This is a genomic window from Neptunomonas sp. XY-337, from assembly GCF_004959845.1.
Classification (GTDB): domain Bacteria; phylum Pseudomonadota; class Gammaproteobacteria; order Pseudomonadales; family Balneatricaceae; genus Neptunomonas; species Neptunomonas marina.
The window spans coordinates 368,421-384,846 of sequence record NZ_SPLL01000001.1 but is presented as its reverse complement, the minus strand read 5'-3'; the positions used below and the strand labels follow the sequence as shown (position 1 = coordinate 384,846).

Genomic DNA, 16,426 nt, shown 5'->3' with positions numbered 1-16,426 from the left:
GCAGAACGGATAACGCAGAAAAGGGGAGCACATTGTGCTCCCCTTCGGTAACGTCAGGTCGGGCTTATTCAGCTTTCGCTGGGAAAGGACCTACGTAACCTGTGTAAGCACGGTTCTCACCGTTGCCAGTGTCTTTGTCTGAATCAGACTCACCATATGGGTGTTGAACAACACTCGTTAGGTAACCCCAACCGTTGATATTCGGGTACCAGTAAGGAGATGTCGTTTCAGAACCGTAAGGTGTTGTTTGAATGCGTGTTAGCGCTTGGGTGCCGAAATCATATGCCCAGATCACGTCGTTCTGGTGACCAGAACCTGTATCTTCGCCGATGATTAGGATATCCCAGCCAGACATGTAAGTGACGTTATCTGGGTTAGAGATGCCGTCGATGTGACACTTGTTGTTGTCAGCATAGTCTGCACTGTTTGCAACGATAGGGTTTTGTACGCCGTCACCGTAGCTATCTGTTGCCGGTACACCGGCAACCAGAGCAGACATGTTTTTCGCAACATAAGATGAGCCGATCGTTGCGTCAGACGCGACGTCTAGCTGGTAAACAGCGCCACAGCGGTTAAAGCCTTCCAGTTGAATGTGGTTAGGGCCGCCTAGGTCGTAGCTGCTGCTATCTGCACCGTTCTTTTTGAAGCTCTCAAAGCCACGTGCGACTTCAGACATCGCGAGGTACAGCTTGCTGCGTGTTGGGTCGAAGGTAATACCTTCTTCTTTACGTAGCTCAGTTGTTGCACCCATCATGGCAGCGTAGCGGCGTGTTTCCATGCGTGAAGCGGCTTTTTCCATGCCCGGCTTTACTTGCAGACACTCTTGGCCGTTGCCACCTGCGTTGATCGAGGTGAAACCCTCTGGGCAGCTGTTATCTTCGTTAGCATCAGCTGTCGCGAAAATGTCAGTAAACGCGAGTTGGTTAGCGCCTTCAATGTAGTCAGACAGCTCAGCGCTTGTAGCGTGGCCAAGGTCGATCCAGTCAAGGTCTGCAGCGCCTACGCCTGTCGATGCTGTTTGGTTCCACTTCATGGCGTACAGCGTACCAGCGGATAGGTCACCTGCTTTATCTGCAACAAACATATACAGACCTACGTTGGTGCCATCGTCAGTCATGTAAACGGTTTTTTCATCTGGCATCACGTAGGATAGCTCAAATGCCAATCGGCCCATCGCATAGTGCTTTTTAGACGTTGCAGTTGGCGCAGCACCGCTATCTGCTTGTACATCAACTTCAATGTTCCAACCCACTTGGTATGGGTTCCATTGAGACTCATCACCGTTGAAGTAATCGAGGAAGCCTGCCGCATAGCGATTAGCTGCAGCATCAGCACCGGTGACTAGGTTACGAGCATTCGGCTCGTACTCTTCAGATGCTAGGTGTGTGCTCCAAGGCGTAACAGAACCTGCACAGTGAACCCAACCACCGTTGACGCCAGATTGGTCGATCTGCCACGCATCTTTTACGCTCAGCTCACCGTTTTCTGTGTTTTGGTTCAGTTCCATCAAGAACATAGCACCTGGGCGGCTCTCAAACTGAGAAACCGAGAAGAGGCGCTCACCACGTGGCAGCAAGGATGTGAATTCGTTGGAGTTCGCAATGCTTGGAGAACCATCTTCCTTAGAAAGTGGGTTACCCTGCTTATCAACCAACTGGCCAAATACTGCATGGTCAAATGTGTCACCAGAACGAGCAAAGACGTTGTACTCAAGGTCTAGTGGCATTGAATCTGAGCCAGTGGTGATCGTCGCATCCGACGCCAGAATAGCACGCTTCTCGGCGTCAGTTACCGGCGCTTTAACACCTGCAAACGCGATTTTCGCATCCTTTGGCAATAGCTTGTTTGTGTCTGTATCTGTTGATTTTGAAGAGCTGTTGCAGCCCGCAATTGTCAATGCAACCGCAGAACCGATCGCAACAGTTAGTAGCTTCTTTTTCATCATGGTTCTTCCATGCAGGAGGTTAAAATTGGTTATAAGGTTCCCACGCGGCGCATTATGGAAAGTTAAGATGAAAGTTAGATGACGTGAATGTTTCACTTTGGAAAAGAATGACTTGCGAACGAAACTCGAAGAGCTTTTTCGCTAAGCGAGGGAAGATACTCTGCATAGACGTGAGAGATAGCTGATTTTGGCGTGTTCCTAAACGCACACTGAAGATCCATCTATCGAACGTGGAAATCTGGTATGGTAGACAGCCTCTATATGCGGCAACTGATAGGCCTCTGCAAATTTTATGATGCGAATCCTACACACCTCCGATTGGCACTTAGGACAACACTTCTTCACTAAAAATCGTGCCCAAGAGCACCGCCGGTTTATCGATTGGTTGGTCAACTTAGTCGAGCAAAACCAGATCAATGCGGTTGTGATTGCAGGTGATCTATTTGATACTGGCACACCGCCTAGCTATGCGCGTGAAATTTATTATGACTGCGTGGCTAAGCTAAATAACTGCGGCTGTCAGTTGGTGGTTTTAGCAGGTAATCACGATTCGGTGGCGATGCTGAATGAGTCAAAAGGCGTGCTGGGATACCTCAATACCCATGTGGTGGCCGCGCCTGATGAAACGCCAGATCAACAAATCATTCCTTTATATAACAAAGATCAAACCGTGGGGGCGCTGCTCTGTGCGATACCTTTTTTACGGCCCCGCGATGTGATGAGCAGCCTAGCTGATCTTTCCGCTACAGAAAAAAGCCAAGCACTAGGGCAGGCGATTACTGCGCATTACCAAGCGATCTACGCGGCGGCGTGTCGGCAGCGGGATCAATTAGGTAAGGCTGTACCCATTATCGCCACCGGCCATCTGACGGCGCTGGGCGTTAAAACTAGTGATGCCGTGCGCGATGTCTATATCGGCACACTTGAAGCGTTTCCCTCTTCTGAATTTCCACCGGCGGATTACATTGCACTAGGCCATATCCATCGGCCGCAAAAGGTGGGAGGCACCGAGCATATCCGCTACTGCGGCTCGCCAATACCTCTGGCGTTTGATGAGCTAAAAAGCACCAAGCAAGTGGTACAAGTGACGTTCTCAGAAAGCGAGTCCATCGCGATTGAGCCGATTAACGTCCCGCGTTTTCAGCCGATGGCAATAGTGCGGGGTAACCTTGAAAGTTTGCCCGCTCAACTCAAAGAGGCCAGCCGTCAAGGCTCTGAAGCGTTGCCAGTTTGGCTCTGTATTGAAGTGAGCAGTGATCAATATGTTAGCGATTTACAGCAACGTATCGAAACGATGATCGAAGGCCTCCCGCTTGAGATTCTGCAAGTAAAGCGCCTCAGCAACACGACTCGTGCAGGGATACAGCAGGAAGAGAACGAAACCCTCGCAGAACTTAGCCCCTTTGATGTCTTTGCACGGCGTTTGGCGTTAGAACCTGAGCTTGTAGGCACGCCTCTTGAAACGGAGCTAACCGCGCGCTTCGAACAGGTTGTTGAGGCGGTGCTGGAGGAGACAGGGATTGTCGTCACGCGTCCCACCAAAAAGCCAGCAGCACCTGCTGAGTCTTTGGTTGCTGAACTTGAGGGTGACCTGTTTCCCTTGGCAGAGCTGCCCAGCGAGCCACCCACCAAGCCCAAACGGCGCAGCAATAGCGCAAAACCTGCGGCAGATGAGAGCCAGAACCAAGTGGACTTGTTTGCCGGGGGAGATAACGTATGAAGATTTTGTCGTTACGTTTTAAAAACCTCAACAGCTTAAAGGGTGAGTGGAAGATCAACTTTGCGGCCGCCCCTTTTGTTGATAGCGGCCTGTTTGCGATCACAGGCCCGACCGGTGCCGGCAAAACCACCATCCTAGACGCGATCTGTTTAGCACTTTATCACCGCACGCCAAGGATCGATACCATCTCGAAAACGAGTAACCAACTGATGACACGGGGCACCGCAGAGTCGTTGGCAGAAGTTGTATTCGAGATTAAACAACAGCGCTACCGTGCATTCTGGAGTCAGCGCCGCTCGCGTGATCGAGCAGACGGTAATTTACAAGAGGCAAAGGTCGAGCTAGCAAAGTTAGCGGGTGAGCAGGCAGAAGAGGGAGAAATTCTTGCCAGCCAAGTGAAGCGTAAAAACGAGCTGATTGAGTCGATCAGTGGGTTAGATTTTGCGCGCTTTACCAAATCGATGTTGCTCTCCCAGGGGCAGTTTGCTGCGTTTCTTAATGCCTCCGCGAACGAGCGGGCTGAGCTGCTAGAAGAGCTCACGGGTACCGAGATCTACAGCTTAATCTCGGAAAAGGTGCACCAAACCCACAGCGAAACGAAAAACCAGCTAGCGCAATTAAATGCGCAGCTTGATGCGGTGGAGCTGCTCAGTGTTGAACAGCGCGCCGAGCTAGAAGCCTCTCTCACTGCGCTGCATGAAAGGGAAGAATCGCTCAAGCAAACGGTTACTCAATTAGAGGCTCACCAGCACTGGTGGACCGAGCAACAAAAGCTGGCCGCGCGTGCACAAGAGGCGCAGGCTAATCTAATAAAAGCACAAGAGCAGAGCCAACAGGCCAACACAACGCGCCAGCGCCTAGCGCTTGCCAAGCAGGCTGAGCCGCTGCGTGATGCTTTTAACACCCATCAAAAAGCGGATAGCGAGCTGCACCAAGCACAGCAACAAGCTCAGATGCTCAATACTCAACTTGCTGCGTGCGACCAGCAGCATCAAAACATGCAAACACAACTTCAGCAGGTGAGTGATGCTGTGAATCAGCAGCAGGCAGAGCAGCAAAAAACTGAGCAACTGATTCAAGAAAAGGTGCTGCCGCTGGATCATCAGTTTAACCACTTGGCGAATCTGCAAGAGGAGCAGGGCGCCAGCGTTGCCGAGTTGCAAGATAGCGCCAATCAAAGTGCGTTAAAGGCAGCAGAAATTACCCAGCAGGTGGTGAAAAAACGTGGTGAACTACAACAGCTAGAAACAGCTCAAGAGGCATTAGCCTACTGCGAAGCGCTACAGGCAAAGCTACCCAAAGCTCAAACGCTTGTGGAGCGATCTCAAGACCGTAAACAATTATTGAGTAATATAAACAATAACTTAAATGGTTTGTCTAAAGCAGTTGAGCATCATAACGAAGAGCTTAAACAAGTAACTGCTGGCGTCAAAACCGCTGAAGAAAACCAACAGTCATTGCGGCAAAGTCATAATGATCTAAACACTCAGCTCACCACATTACTTGCCAATAAAACACTGGCACAGTGGGAGGCTGATTACCAAGTGCTGGTGGAGCGCCATGCCCTGCTCGGAGCTTTACCGGATACTCAGCAGCGTTACCTGCAACAGGTAACAGAGCAGCATAACAACCAAGTGAGCCACGTTGCGCTGCAGAACGAGCGCGAGCATAACGAAGCCGAGCTAGAAGCGTTGCGTAAGCAGTTTAAAGAGAGCAGAGATCATCTTAGAGATTTAGACAAACTGCTGCAGCAGGAGCGCCATATCGCCAGCCTCGAAGCTGAACGGCGTAACCTGCAACCAGATACCGCTTGCCCGCTCTGCGGCTCAACTGAGCACCCGCTGGTGGAGCAATATCAAGCGCTGGATACCGACAGCACGCAGCAACGCCGCGATGCCATGCAGCAGCAATGTGATGCGATTCACGCACAATCGCAGCCGCTGACGGCCAAGAGAGAAGCGCTTCAAGAGCGATCTAAACACTTGGCTGAGCAGCAAAACCGCATCAGCCAAGAGATCGCTACGCTGGAGCAAACATGGCAGGCGTCGATGGTGCAGCTCGATGAGGTGCTGGCTATCACGGATACCGCAGCGCTTGCACAAGCGTTGGAGGCGGCTAGCACGGCCCGCCAAACACAGCGGCAGCAAATTGAGCAGATCCGATCACTCAACATGCAGCTACACGCTGCAAATACCGAGCTTACGAGCGCTACAGCGGTACTAAACCAGTTACACGCCGACTATAAACTGCTATCTGGTAAGCTTGCCCAAAGCCAGCAGCAGTTAACGGATGAGCAAGCACAACAGGCTCAAGTGACTCGTGAACTCACCGAGCTAGACACAGCACTGCACGAGCTGCTTGGTGAGATAGCACCCAGCTTAGAGCCGATCGAAACATGGCTTGCAGCGCAAGTAGAGGCCTGTGAGCGCTGGCAGCAAAACGGACAAAAAATCACGACCTTGCAGGGTGAGATCGACCTATTAGTGCGCGATGAGCAGCATGCGAAAGTGCGCGAGAAAGAGCTGAATGCGTCACTCGATAAGGCGCAATCACTACTACAGAGCACTCACAGCGAGATCACAAAAAACCGCGAGCAGCGCCAACAGCTTTTCAGCGATGACTCGGTAGAACAGGTGAGAGAGCGCTTGCAGGCGGCGCTACAAACTGTTGAAATACAAAAGAAACAGATACAAGAGCAGGCTAATGAGCTGAATGCGCAACGTGCCAGCATTCAAGGTAAAGTGAGTGCAAAGGCAGAGCAGATAGCGCTACTTAGCGAGTCAGCCACCGAGGCTGCCGAGGTGTGGCAGCGTTTGCTGGCACAGAGCCCGTTCGCTGATGATCAAGCCTTTCAAGCAGCCTTGCTTGATCATACCGAGCGTGATCAGCTCGAGAGTAAACTTAAGCAGCTCAGCGATAGCCTGCAAATAGCGCAAGATCGGTTAGCGCAAGTCACCGCTGATACTCAGCAGCATGAGGCAACTGGCCACGCGAACCAGTATGCCGAGACCGAGCAGGCTGCGGTGGCGCAAGCACTGGCTGAGCATGAGGTACAGATGCGCGAGCTGCTGCTACAGATAGGCCAGCTTGATCGCCAGCTAAGCGATGACCGAAGCCGCCGAGAAAAGCAGCATACGTTACTCGCATCGCGTGATGCGCTTGCAAAAGAGGAAGACCTGCTGAGCCACCTCAATGGCATGATTGGCTCGAGTAAAGGAGATAAGTTCCGCCGCTTTGCACAGGGGTTAACACTCGATCATCTGGTTTATCTCGCCAACAAGCGTTTACAGCGCCTCCATGCACGCTACCAGTTAGAGCGTCGTGAGGGAGATTCGTTGGAGCTTCGGGTGGTGGATACGTGGCAGGCGGATGCTGTGCGAGACACGCGCACGCTGTCAGGCGGTGAGAGCTTCTTGGTGAGCCTTGCATTGGCGTTGGCTCTGTCGGATCTGGTTTCCCAGAAAACGCGGATTGACTCGCTCTTTTTAGATGAGGGCTTCGGCACGCTCGATGCGGAAACGCTCGATACCGCGCTTGATGCACTCGATAACCTCAATGCATCGGGCAAGATGGTGGGTGTAATCAGCCATGTTGATGCGATGAAAGAGCGCATCCCCACGCAAATAGAGGTCACTAAAATGAGTGGACTAGGCGTGAGCCGCTTGGCGGATCAGTTTGCTATCGCAGCGGCTTAGCCGGCTGCTATAACTCTTGGTTGCTATAACCATTGGTTTTATAGGCATATGGGAAACATCTAAATAAACATCGGCTGATGTTGTCTATAGAGTTAGCTACATGGAGGTAGCGCCCAACACTTACTTTAGCGGTAAGCGGGTGGTGTATTTTATCTCCTCCATCGCGAAGCTAGAGGTTACATCGGCCAGGCCATCCACGGCGCTGATCAACTGCTTGTAGAAGTGATCAAAGGATTCGATATCTCTGGTGGCAACGCGCAGCAGGTAATCCCACTCGCCAGCCATGCGGTAGCACTCCATAATCTCATCAAACTGCTGCAGCGTTTCGGCAAATTGTGTCAACCATTGAGCATCATGGTGCTTCGTTTTGATATGCACAAATACCGAGACACCCGCACCTAATTTGCGGCTATTGAGCAAGGCCACCCGAGCCTTAATATAGCCTTCGGTCTCTAACTTACGGATGCGTTTCCAGCATGGAGTGGTGGAGAGGTTTACCTGTTCTGCAATATCGCTCACCGAGAGGGTACAATCCCGCTGCAAGAGATCAAGAATGCGCTTATCGATGCTATCGAGCATATTTATTCTCTTATTGGTGTTTGAGTTGGAAAATTATTCTATAAATATGCCGTTTTTGCTATCAGAAAGAAAACTAATTCTCCGGTAAAACCGCGACACTGTGTCTATTAGATCACGGGTATTGAAACAGGAGAGAGACGATGACAGACAGCAGCGCGCGTAGCTGGGTAGCATGGGCCGTGCAGCAGATTCAGGCCGATACGCAACGCTCAGCTGATACGCATCTGATTAAGCTCAATGTGCCAGAGCTGGCTGGAATCGATCTGTACCTGAAAGATGAGAGCACCCACCCAACGGGTAGCTTAAAACACCGGCTGGCCCGCTCACTCTTTTTATATGCCCTGTGTAACGGGCACATCAAAGAGGGCACGACCGTGATAGAGGCGTCTTCTGGCAGTACAGCTGTATCAGAGGCGTACTTTGCCCGAATGCTGGGCCTGCCTTTTATCGCGGTGATGCCGCGCAAAACTGCTCAGTCTAAGATTGCACAGGTGGAGTTCTATGGCGGACGCTGCCATTTTGTCGACTGTCCAACGCAGATGCATGCTGAGTCGGTCGCGCTGGCTAAGCATACCCACGGTTACTTTATGGATCAGTTCCGCTTTGCAGAACGCGCTACCGACTGGCGAGGTAATAACAACATTGCTGAAAGTATCTTTCGACAGATGCAGAACGAGCCGCACGCCATTCCCTCTGCTATTGTGATGAGCGCAGGCACGGGCGGCACTTCAGCAACACTAGGTCGCTATATCCGCTACAAAGGTTTTGCTACGCAGTTGCATGTTGTGGACCCTGATAACTCAGTCTTTTTTGATGCATGGCGTAGCAAAGATCGATCGCTGACGCTGGCGTGCGGTAGTAAAATCGAGGGAATTGGACGTCCTCAGGTGGAAGCGTCGTTTATGCCGGAGGTGATCGATCAAATGCACAAAGTCCCAGACGCTGCATCCATCGCAGCACTGCGTTGGTTAGAGCAGCAAACGGGGATTCGTGCCGGTGCATCAACCGGAACCAATCTGTGGGGCATGTTAACGCTGGCGATCAAGATGAGAGCGGCAAGACAGCAAGGTTCGCTAGTGACATTAATCTGTGATGGCGGGCAGCGTTATATGGATACTTATCATAACCCTGCATGGGTGGCCGAACAGTTCCCGCAGCTAGGTGATTATCAAGCACGCTTAAACAGCATGCTATTGAAATGATAACTTGCTAAAAGGTCAGGCATTTTGTGCAGCGCGAGAGAGCACTGCACATCAATAGCTGCCGAGACGTTGGCGAGCATCTAAGCGAGTAGGCCCGCCAGTAACTGGCGACCCTGTTGGGTGAATAACCATGCAAACGCGGCGATATTGATGACCACCGTGGCCCAATACACTTGTCGAAATTCCCTTTTTGCGGACTTATGCCGAAGGGTTTGCTGCGCGTAATAAGCGCCTGGCCAGCCACCAATCAAACTCAGTAGGTGCAACTGGCTCTCTGGCGTGCGCCAGCCTCCTGCTTGCGCTGCTGATTTATCCTTCGCATAGAGTAAAAAGGTCACCAAGCCCGTTGCAAGATAAAGGTATAAAACCTCAATCGGTATTAGCCTAAACAACACGGCACCGAGTAAGACACAATAGAAAACAGGTGCAATGGATGCCACAAACTTACTTGGAGCGCCGGTTTTGCTGCGCTTTTTAGGTGTGTCTAAACCGGCTTTTCTATCTGCGATGAGCATGGTGTTCACCGCTTTGAATTTACCTTTTGCGTCCTTCACTTGCTGATAGACGATTAGATCGCCCTCTATAGGCCTTCGCGAGCGCTTTTTGAAGGATTTGATATGGACAAAAGAGCGTTCTCCGCCGCCGTTAGGCTCGACGAAACCAAAGCCTTTGTCATCGTTCCAGTGGGTCAGTTTTCCCTGATATTTCAAGCTATCATCCTTGGTGTTTCGCCCAGTCGGGCGCGTGTTATGACGAGATAAAGTGGGGCAGCCTGTATCAGCTGCATTTCCAACAGTGGCTGCTCACAAAGTGCGATAGTCTAGCATATTCGCCACTACGCCCACGCGCCCTTTGGCGTGATTCAGCGAAAGCGGGGGCTGTGAGTGAACCATCCTACTTAAAAAGGGAGGTGCCTACGTTCGTAAATGGGGCTAGCAGAGCTGGTTGAAGCGTTTTATCATGGCTGCCGATAATGGATGTCACCTAAACCTTGGCCGCTAACTAGAACTTTTATAACGTGATGGATCTTCTGCAATCAGCGCTTGCTGTGCTTTACATTATTGCTGCCAGCCAAGGTTTTTTCCTTACGCTACTGCTGTATCGTTCTAAGCTGGGTGATCATCAAGCCAACCGATATCTTTGCCTGCTAACGCTGCTTTTTAGCCTTGCATTAGTAGACTATGCTACAGACACCGCGGGTATTTCAGCGCAGTGGCCGGTCATCACAACCTTGTTGTGGCCGAAAGAGTTTTTCTATGGCCCGCTGATCTTCCTTTACTGCATTGAGCTAACGCGGCCCTCGCCAAGCCAACTTTCACGGCGGCAGCAGCTGCATTTTTTGCCCGGTTTGCTACATATCGTGGTGGCATGGTCTTTGTTGATGCTACCGCAGGACACACAACAGCTGATTATCGGGCTTGATCCTATCGTGCTTGATGGCAGTGCCAACTCGCACGGCCTGAGCTACAGCCAGTTAGTAATTGCGTGGTTATTGGATGACTTTGAAACCGTACTCGCATTCGCAAGTATTGCCATCTATCTTGGCCTGTCGATATGGCATTTAAAGCGGTACTCGATATCAATCTTGAATAACTATTCTGAGATAGAGCAGATCAACTTGAGTTGGTTAAAGCGTTTGCTGATCTCTTTGTTGACGATCTATCTACTGTATGTGGTGACTGAAACCTTGTTAAGAGGCTGGATGGAGCACGTGCTTGGCTTCTCTATGCTGTTGCTGATCTACCTGATGGGGTATCGAGGCTTGCAGCAGCCTGAGATTTTTAAAGCGCGGAATCCATCAGAGCCAGTATCAGCGAGCAGCGATCTTCAGCCAGAGCCGACGGAAGAAGCAACCCCAGCCATGGTTGTTGAATCTAAGTATGCAAAGTCGGCTGTTGATGCTGAGATGAGCGGGCAACTGATCAGGGAGATAAGACAACAGGTTGAACAGCGGCAGCTCTACCTTGAGCCTCAGCTCACACTCACGGAGCTGGCTGATCTACTTTGCTTGCCTCCTCACTATGTTTCGCAGGCGATTAACGAGCAAACCGGTAATAATTTTTTTGACTTCATTAACAGCTACCGAACCCAAGCGGCTCAAGCTTTGTTGTTAGACAAAGAGGCTGCGCTAACGGTGATTGAAGTTGCGATGGCCGCAGGGTTCAACTCCAAATCTGCCTTCTATACGGCGTTTAAGAAACATGCCGGTGTGACGCCAAGCCAGTATAAAAAAGAACACCTAAAATAGCCTTTTTGGGTGTCCTATCCTGCCGGACAAGACGACTAACTCACTGTAAGTAAAGATAATTTCACCTTTAAACAAATAGCGTGTTTGAGGCATGGAATGAACCTACTTACTCATATTGGCCGATCTGTTCTTATCGCGGGAGCGGTTGTTAGTTTGCTATCTGGATGCGGAGGCGGATCAAGTCATTCGACGGATTCTGCCACGGGCTCGGGCAATCCACTTAACGGATTTTGGCAAGCAGCAGGGTATGGAAAAATCGCTTGGATCGACAATACCCATATCACTTTTTACGATTACACACAGGCAAGCTGCTTAGTGAACGAGCGTCTAGATGACGTTGACGAGGAGGACTTTGAACGCTTCTTCGATCTCGGTACCGATGGTATTTTGGCGCTTATCGAAGACGGAACTCCTACGTTTCATGCACCGAGTTTGCGCTTTCAACCCATCGCAGGCTTACCTGAGCTCTGCAAAACGCCGTCTGTCCAAACAGGTGAGGCGGGTTATCAGCAAGATTGGTTCTCAGATTATGAGATATTCTGGCAAACTTTCAGCGACTATTACCTCTCTTTCGAGCTAAAAGGTGTGGACTGGTACAGTGTCCGCCAACAAGCACTGGCGAACTTGCAGGACGCAATGACGCAAGCTGCGTTTTTAGATGTGCTTTATCAATCAGTGCAGCCACTCAAGGACGGGCATATCGCCATTACCTCTTCTGATGGGCAAGAGGTGAGCTTTGAGAACAAGCCGAGCTTTATCAGCACCTTGGTGCAAGAGGCGATTACACAGTACAACATCGCCGAACCGCTTTCGGATGCGGACATCGAGACTATAAATACGTATGTGGGCGAACAACTTGAACTGAGTGCTGAAATCATTACCAGCTATGCCGAGAGCGAGGTGAATTCCGCGGCCAATGGCAACATTAATTGGTTCAAGCAAGGCAATATTGGTTATCTAGAGATCAGTGGTATGCAGGATTTCGCCGCAGGAGATGAGTTTCCTGCTTCTGAACTGGCCGCGATAGAGCAAGCGATGCAAACGGTGCTATCTGACATGAGCGACACCGCCGGCTTGATAGTCGATATCCGCAGCAACGTTGGCGGTAACGACTATGCTAGCATGAAGCTGTTCTCGTACTTTATTCAAAACGAGCAACTGATGTTCTCTAAGCAGGCGCGTTTAGGTGCGAGCAAAACGGCCTTGAAAGAGGTGCGCGTTTTACCCGCCAACATCACCTATCATCAACCTATTGTGCTGCTTACCAGCAACACCACCGCCAGTGCTGCCGAGGTGTTTACAGTAGGGATGCGCGCTTTACCGAACGTCACCCTGATAGGGGAAAGCACACAAGGGGAGTTCTCTGACGCCTTAGAAAAGCGTTTGCCCAGTGGCATCGTGTTTACGTTATCCAATGAATTTTACTACACCCCAGCAGGTGAGTGGTTAGAGCACCAAGGTGTAGCGGTGGATATTGAGGTGCCTTATCTTGATCGCGCACAACGCCAAGCTGAAGAGGATCTCGGAATCGAAACCGCCTACGCACTGCTTACGGGTCAGCTGTGACAGTCGCGCAGCGGCTCAGTGTGGGTTGTAATCTGCTTGGGTAAAGGCTTTGCGATAACTGCTGGGCGTGCCGTCCATCCATTGCTCCCACGCGCGGCGCAGGCTTCGTTCTGCTGCAAAACCGCAGCGCTCAGCAACAATATCCAGCGAAAAGCTAGTTTGCTCTAGCAACTGGCGGGCGAGCTCCACCCGGGCCTGTTGAAGGTATTGCTGTACGCTAAAGCCGGTAGCTTCGGTGAATAGGCGCCGCAGGTGCCGCTCACTGAGGTAAACGATCTCGGCGAGCTGAGCGATTTTCCAATCTTGCCCGGGAGCTTGCATAATCAAGTCTTGCACGGTGTGGATGCGTGACTGGGTATGGTTGCGGTGCTGTAGCCAAAAGCTGAGCTGCGGTTCGTTTCCTGAACGGCGTTGGTAAAGCACCATCTCTCTGGCAATGGTGAGCGCGCTGTTCTGGCCCCAATGCTCGGCGACCAGTTGTAAGCACAAGTCCAAACCGGTGGTAATACCTGCACTGGTCCAGATATGCCCATCGGCGACAAAGATACAGTCCTCCTGTACGAGCGCCTTAGGTGCAACCTGACCCAGCGTACGAGTTAAATCATGGTGTGTTGTGCAGCGTTTGCCATCTAAAAGCCCCGCCTTACCAGCAAGCATCGTACCGGAGCAGATCCCAGCCAACAGACCGCATTGCATTCCAGCATCTGCTAACCAACTAATCGCTTGCTGATAAGCCGCCTCATGAAGGTGCCGATCAAGGCGGCTAGTACCAATCAGCAGCAACCAATCGTCTGGATGGACGGCCGCAGGCAATGGCTCCAACCGCGCCAGATGTAGCCCTTGCTTCGAGCACACATCCGGCGTGGGCGAGATGTAATGCAGCTCTAGGGTGTCTTCTAGAGCTGGGTGGGCAAAAATTTGTGCTGGTGCTGCCAGATCAAGCAGATGAACTCTGGGCAACACCAACAGATAGATCCGACGCCGCTTAGTCTGCATACTCCTCCGTCCTACGAATGGTTGCAAAGCGCTTATTCAACACCAGACACGTGCGCTGCTTAATCTCTTCAACGCCGACCTCTTGCTGAGTGAAAGGGTCATGCATTGGAAAGGTGAGGGTGGCATCCACAACAAATTCAATCTCGTATCCTAAGTCACTACCAACCCGTGCGGTGGTCTCACAACACTGCTCGGTGCGAATCCCGCTGATGATTAGTTTAGTGATCTGCTGTGCCTGTAAGTGTTCGTGTAAGCCGCTTTCTAGCAGTGCATTATGCACATGTTTATTAAACACCAGATCATCTGCCTGTTTATCAAGAAAGTCCATTAAACGGACGTAACCGGACGCCGGAGAAAAAACACCACTCTCCTCGTTATGTAGTACAAAAATCACCTGCCATCCTTTCTGGCGAGCATGGCTGATAAGCTGGTTCTGCTTTGCTTGATATTGCGCGAAGTATGCTTCGTTCCAGTAATCTCGATGCTTAAAGGACTCTTGCACATCAATTACGAGTAATGCGGTAGCCGTCATCGCCTGTTCCCTCTATCACTGATTAAGTTAGTGATAGTGTTCCAAAGATCAATACGGAAGATGAGATAGCTCTCGGTCTAAAATAGGACAGAAGCGGACATAGGTGGTAAGTACACCAATGTAAATGGCTGAATGTTGAACACGGGGTGTATAGCAGCGCCGGTGCTTGCTTCGCGTACTGGCCGTACCTGAAGTCGAGATAACTCCATTATTCACATTCATAGCCTGAACCGTTACTCTGAGATCAATGACTTATCGCCATGGATAGACGATGAAACACTTTGCGCCTTTGGTAGCATTGCTGCTACTCACACTCACTTCTTTAAATTCCGCGCTTACTTCAGCTGAAACTGAGCTACAGCAGCCTAAGGTAAACTCAAGCTGGATACAACAAGATCGTATTGAGCTTGAAAAACGGCTGGTTCTGCTCGAGGCGAATCAGCAAAACCCAGACAAGATTGATCAGCTTTCCCAATCACTTATCCATGCTGAAATCAGCTTGACTAAGATAGATGAAAATTTATCCAAACAGGTTAGTCAGCAGAATGAACGTATTGGTGATATCAGCGCTCAAGTTGATCGCTTTGGTGTAATCACGGCCTGGATTGGTGGCGGGTTTGCAGTCTTATTTACATTCCTTGCAGTAGCATTTGCGATCTCAGTGCGCAGCTCTGCATTGGCAGAAGCGAGAAATACCGCCCTGGAGCATATTCAGGAACAAGCTGAAGCGCTTCGTGAACAAACGATAGAGGAGCTTGAAAAAGAAAAAGCAATCATTCTTAAACAAATTAAGCGTGAAGCCTCACAGATTCTTAACAACATTCAGCAAGATGGAGAGGCTGCCGTTGGTGAGCTAATTCAATTAAAAGATCACTATACACCGGAAGAAGAGCACGAAATACAAAAACAAAAAGAGCGGACCATAGATAAGCCTGAAGCCGATTACACCGCAGAAGACTGGTTTAACAAAGCAATTTCAGACTATACTAACCAAGATTTCAAACAAACTATACAGTCTTTGGATAGAGCTTTAGGTTATCCTGAAAATTCAGACTCTTTTATAGCCACTACGTTGTTCAACAAAGCTTTCTGTTATGGGAAATTATCCCCACCAGAAGAGTCTCTAGAGGTCGAAACACTCCAAAATCTTATCAAACAATTCAAAGAAAATACTGAAGAAGACGTTCAAACTACAGTGGCTCGAGCTTTGCTCAATCTAGGGTTTTCGTACAGCTCATCGTCACCCCCTCAAACCGATAAAGCGATTGCTGCGTGCAAGCAGCTGATCGAACGGTTCGAAACAAGCACCTATGAGGATATTCAGGCTGTAGTTGCCGCAGCGTTAGTCAATCTCGGTGTTGCTTACAGCCAGAAGTCGCCCGCTCAAGCCGGTGAAGCCATTGCCACATACAAGCGACTGATCGACCAGTTCAAATCCAGCAGCAATGAGGAAATTCAGAATATAGTTGTGAGCGCTTTATGTAGCAAAGCAGAAATAAGCCTACTCATTGGAGATCTCGAACAGACTCATAGCTTTATCAATGAAGCGTTAGACGCGTTACAAAAAGGCAAACCGCAGTATCCAGTCATGCAGCTTCTCCTGTTTATTATCAATAAAGCACCAATTACTGCAGTGATATCTGCAATCAAAAATGTCGATTTCTACGGAGGTCTATTTTGGTCATTTGATGAGATTAGATACTATCTTTCACGTTTTGAAGGTGAGAAAAAACAACAAATTAATGCGTTTGTTGACTTCTTCGAAAATCATCAAGATGTCGACAAGCTCGAACAGGAGTTGGAGGCAATTGGCGAGCGCCTACCAGCGAGGTCGAAACATAATACGCTCACTTTTTTTGGCTAGGTTTTGTCTGTCAGTATTTGCCGGATGGTTGTTGGCAGGTGTGTCATCAGATGGTGTGGGCTACCCTGATGTACAAGGT

General features: G+C 50.2%; 11 protein-coding genes. 6 read left to right on the top strand and 5 right to left on the bottom strand.

From position 1 onward, the window contains the following. Positions 1-64: 64 nt before the first annotated feature. A complete protein-coding gene (locus E4L36_RS02050) occupies positions 65-1,945 on the bottom strand; it encodes an alkaline phosphatase PhoX (protein WP_206064483.1) in 1,881 nt (626 codons plus the stop codon). A gap of 292 nt (positions 1,946-2,237) precedes the next feature. Here E4L36_RS02050 and sbcD point away from each other — a divergent pair, with 292 nt between their 5' ends. Both sbcD and E4L36_RS02040 read left to right on the top strand, forming a co-directional pair. Then, complete coding sequence (gene sbcD / locus E4L36_RS02045; RefSeq protein ID WP_240770657.1) at positions 2,238-3,665, top strand: exonuclease subunit SbcD; 1,428 nt, start codon at positions 2,238-2,240, stop codon at positions 3,663-3,665. After that, a complete protein-coding gene (locus E4L36_RS02040) occupies positions 3,662-7,360 on the top strand; it encodes an AAA family ATPase (RefSeq protein WP_136678843.1) in 3,699 nt (1,232 codons plus the stop codon). The genes sbcD and E4L36_RS02040 overlap by 4 nt, the downstream gene beginning before the upstream one ends. A 120-nt stretch (positions 7,361-7,480) precedes the next feature. On the opposite strand, the gene E4L36_RS02035 is transcribed toward E4L36_RS02040, so the two are convergent. Beyond that, positions 7,481-7,939, bottom strand: a complete 459-nt coding sequence (locus tag E4L36_RS02035) for an Lrp/AsnC family transcriptional regulator (protein WP_136678841.1) — start codon at positions 7,937-7,939, stop codon at positions 7,481-7,483. A gap of 140 nt (positions 7,940-8,079) precedes the next feature. Here E4L36_RS02035 and E4L36_RS02030 point away from each other — a divergent pair, with 140 nt between their 5' ends. Then, the gene (locus E4L36_RS02030) at positions 8,080-9,141 is read left to right on the top strand and encodes a PLP-dependent cysteine synthase family protein (protein ID WP_136678839.1); all 1,062 of its coding nucleotides are present in this window, start codon (positions 8,080-8,082) and stop codon (positions 9,139-9,141) included. Between the two features lie 80 nt (positions 9,142-9,221). On the opposite strand, the gene E4L36_RS02025 is transcribed toward E4L36_RS02030, so the two are convergent. Beyond that, the gene (locus E4L36_RS02025) at positions 9,222-9,851 is read right to left on the bottom strand and encodes a cold shock and DUF1294 domain-containing protein (protein ID WP_136678837.1); all 630 of its coding nucleotides are present in this window, start codon (positions 9,849-9,851) and stop codon (positions 9,222-9,224) included. Positions 9,852-10,162: 311 nt separating this feature from the next. On the opposite strand from E4L36_RS02025, the gene E4L36_RS17955 reads away from it, so the two are divergent. Further along, on the top strand, positions 10,163-11,389 hold the full coding sequence (locus tag E4L36_RS17955; protein ID WP_240770667.1) for an AraC family transcriptional regulator: 1,227 nt from the start codon (positions 10,163-10,165) through the stop codon (positions 11,387-11,389). Positions 11,390-11,485: 96 nt separating this feature from the next. Beyond that, positions 11,486-12,955, top strand: coding sequence for a S41 family peptidase (locus tag E4L36_RS02015; protein WP_136678832.1), 1,470 nt, complete (start codon positions 11,486-11,488; stop codon positions 12,953-12,955). Positions 12,956-12,970: 15 nt separating this feature from the next. Here the strand turns inward: E4L36_RS02015 and E4L36_RS02010 are convergent, their stop codons facing one another. Beyond that, positions 12,971-13,951, bottom strand: a complete 981-nt coding sequence (locus E4L36_RS02010; RefSeq protein WP_136678830.1) for a helix-turn-helix domain-containing protein — start codon at positions 13,949-13,951, stop codon at positions 12,971-12,973. Beyond that, positions 13,941-14,483 carry an isochorismatase family protein gene (locus E4L36_RS02005; protein WP_136678828.1) on the bottom strand — a complete coding sequence of 181 codons (543 nt, stop codon included), beginning with the start codon at positions 14,481-14,483 and terminating at the stop codon, positions 13,941-13,943. The genes E4L36_RS02010 and E4L36_RS02005 overlap by 11 nt, the downstream gene beginning before the upstream one ends. A 271-nt stretch (positions 14,484-14,754) precedes the next feature. On the opposite strand from E4L36_RS02005, the gene E4L36_RS02000 reads away from it, so the two are divergent. Further along, complete coding sequence (locus tag E4L36_RS02000; protein ID WP_136678826.1) at positions 14,755-16,347, top strand: tetratricopeptide repeat protein; 1,593 nt, start codon at positions 14,755-14,757, stop codon at positions 16,345-16,347. Positions 16,348-16,426: the final 79 nt, after the last annotated feature.

Excerpts from the sequence above, each read along its gene's own strand:
- E4L36_RS02050 (WP_206064483.1), bottom strand. The coding sequence starts at position 1,945 with ATGATGAAAAAGAAGCTACTAACTGTTGCGATCGGTTCTGCGGTTGCA.
- sbcD (WP_240770657.1), top strand. The coding sequence starts at position 2,238 with ATGATGCGAATCCTACACACCTCCGATTGGCACTTAGGACAACACTTC.
- E4L36_RS02040 (WP_136678843.1), top strand. The coding sequence starts at position 3,662 with ATGAAGATTTTGTCGTTACGTTTTAAAAACCTCAACAGCTTAAAGGGT.
- E4L36_RS02035 (WP_136678841.1), bottom strand. The coding sequence starts at position 7,939 with ATGCTCGATAGCATCGATAAGCGCATTCTTGATCTCTTGCAGCGGGAT.
- E4L36_RS02030 (WP_136678839.1), top strand. The coding sequence starts at position 8,080 with ATGACAGACAGCAGCGCGCGTAGCTGGGTAGCATGGGCCGTGCAGCAG.
- E4L36_RS17955 (WP_240770667.1), top strand. The coding sequence starts at position 10,163 with ATGGATCTTCTGCAATCAGCGCTTGCTGTGCTTTACATTATTGCTGCC.
- E4L36_RS02015 (WP_136678832.1), top strand. The coding sequence starts at position 11,486 with ATGAACCTACTTACTCATATTGGCCGATCTGTTCTTATCGCGGGAGCG.
- E4L36_RS02010 (WP_136678830.1), bottom strand. The coding sequence starts at position 13,951 with ATGCAGACTAAGCGGCGTCGGATCTATCTGTTGGTGTTGCCCAGAGTT.
- E4L36_RS02005 (WP_136678828.1), bottom strand. The coding sequence starts at position 14,483 with ATGACGGCTACCGCATTACTCGTAATTGATGTGCAAGAGTCCTTTAAG.
- E4L36_RS02000 (WP_136678826.1), top strand. The coding sequence starts at position 14,755 with ATGAAACACTTTGCGCCTTTGGTAGCATTGCTGCTACTCACACTCACT.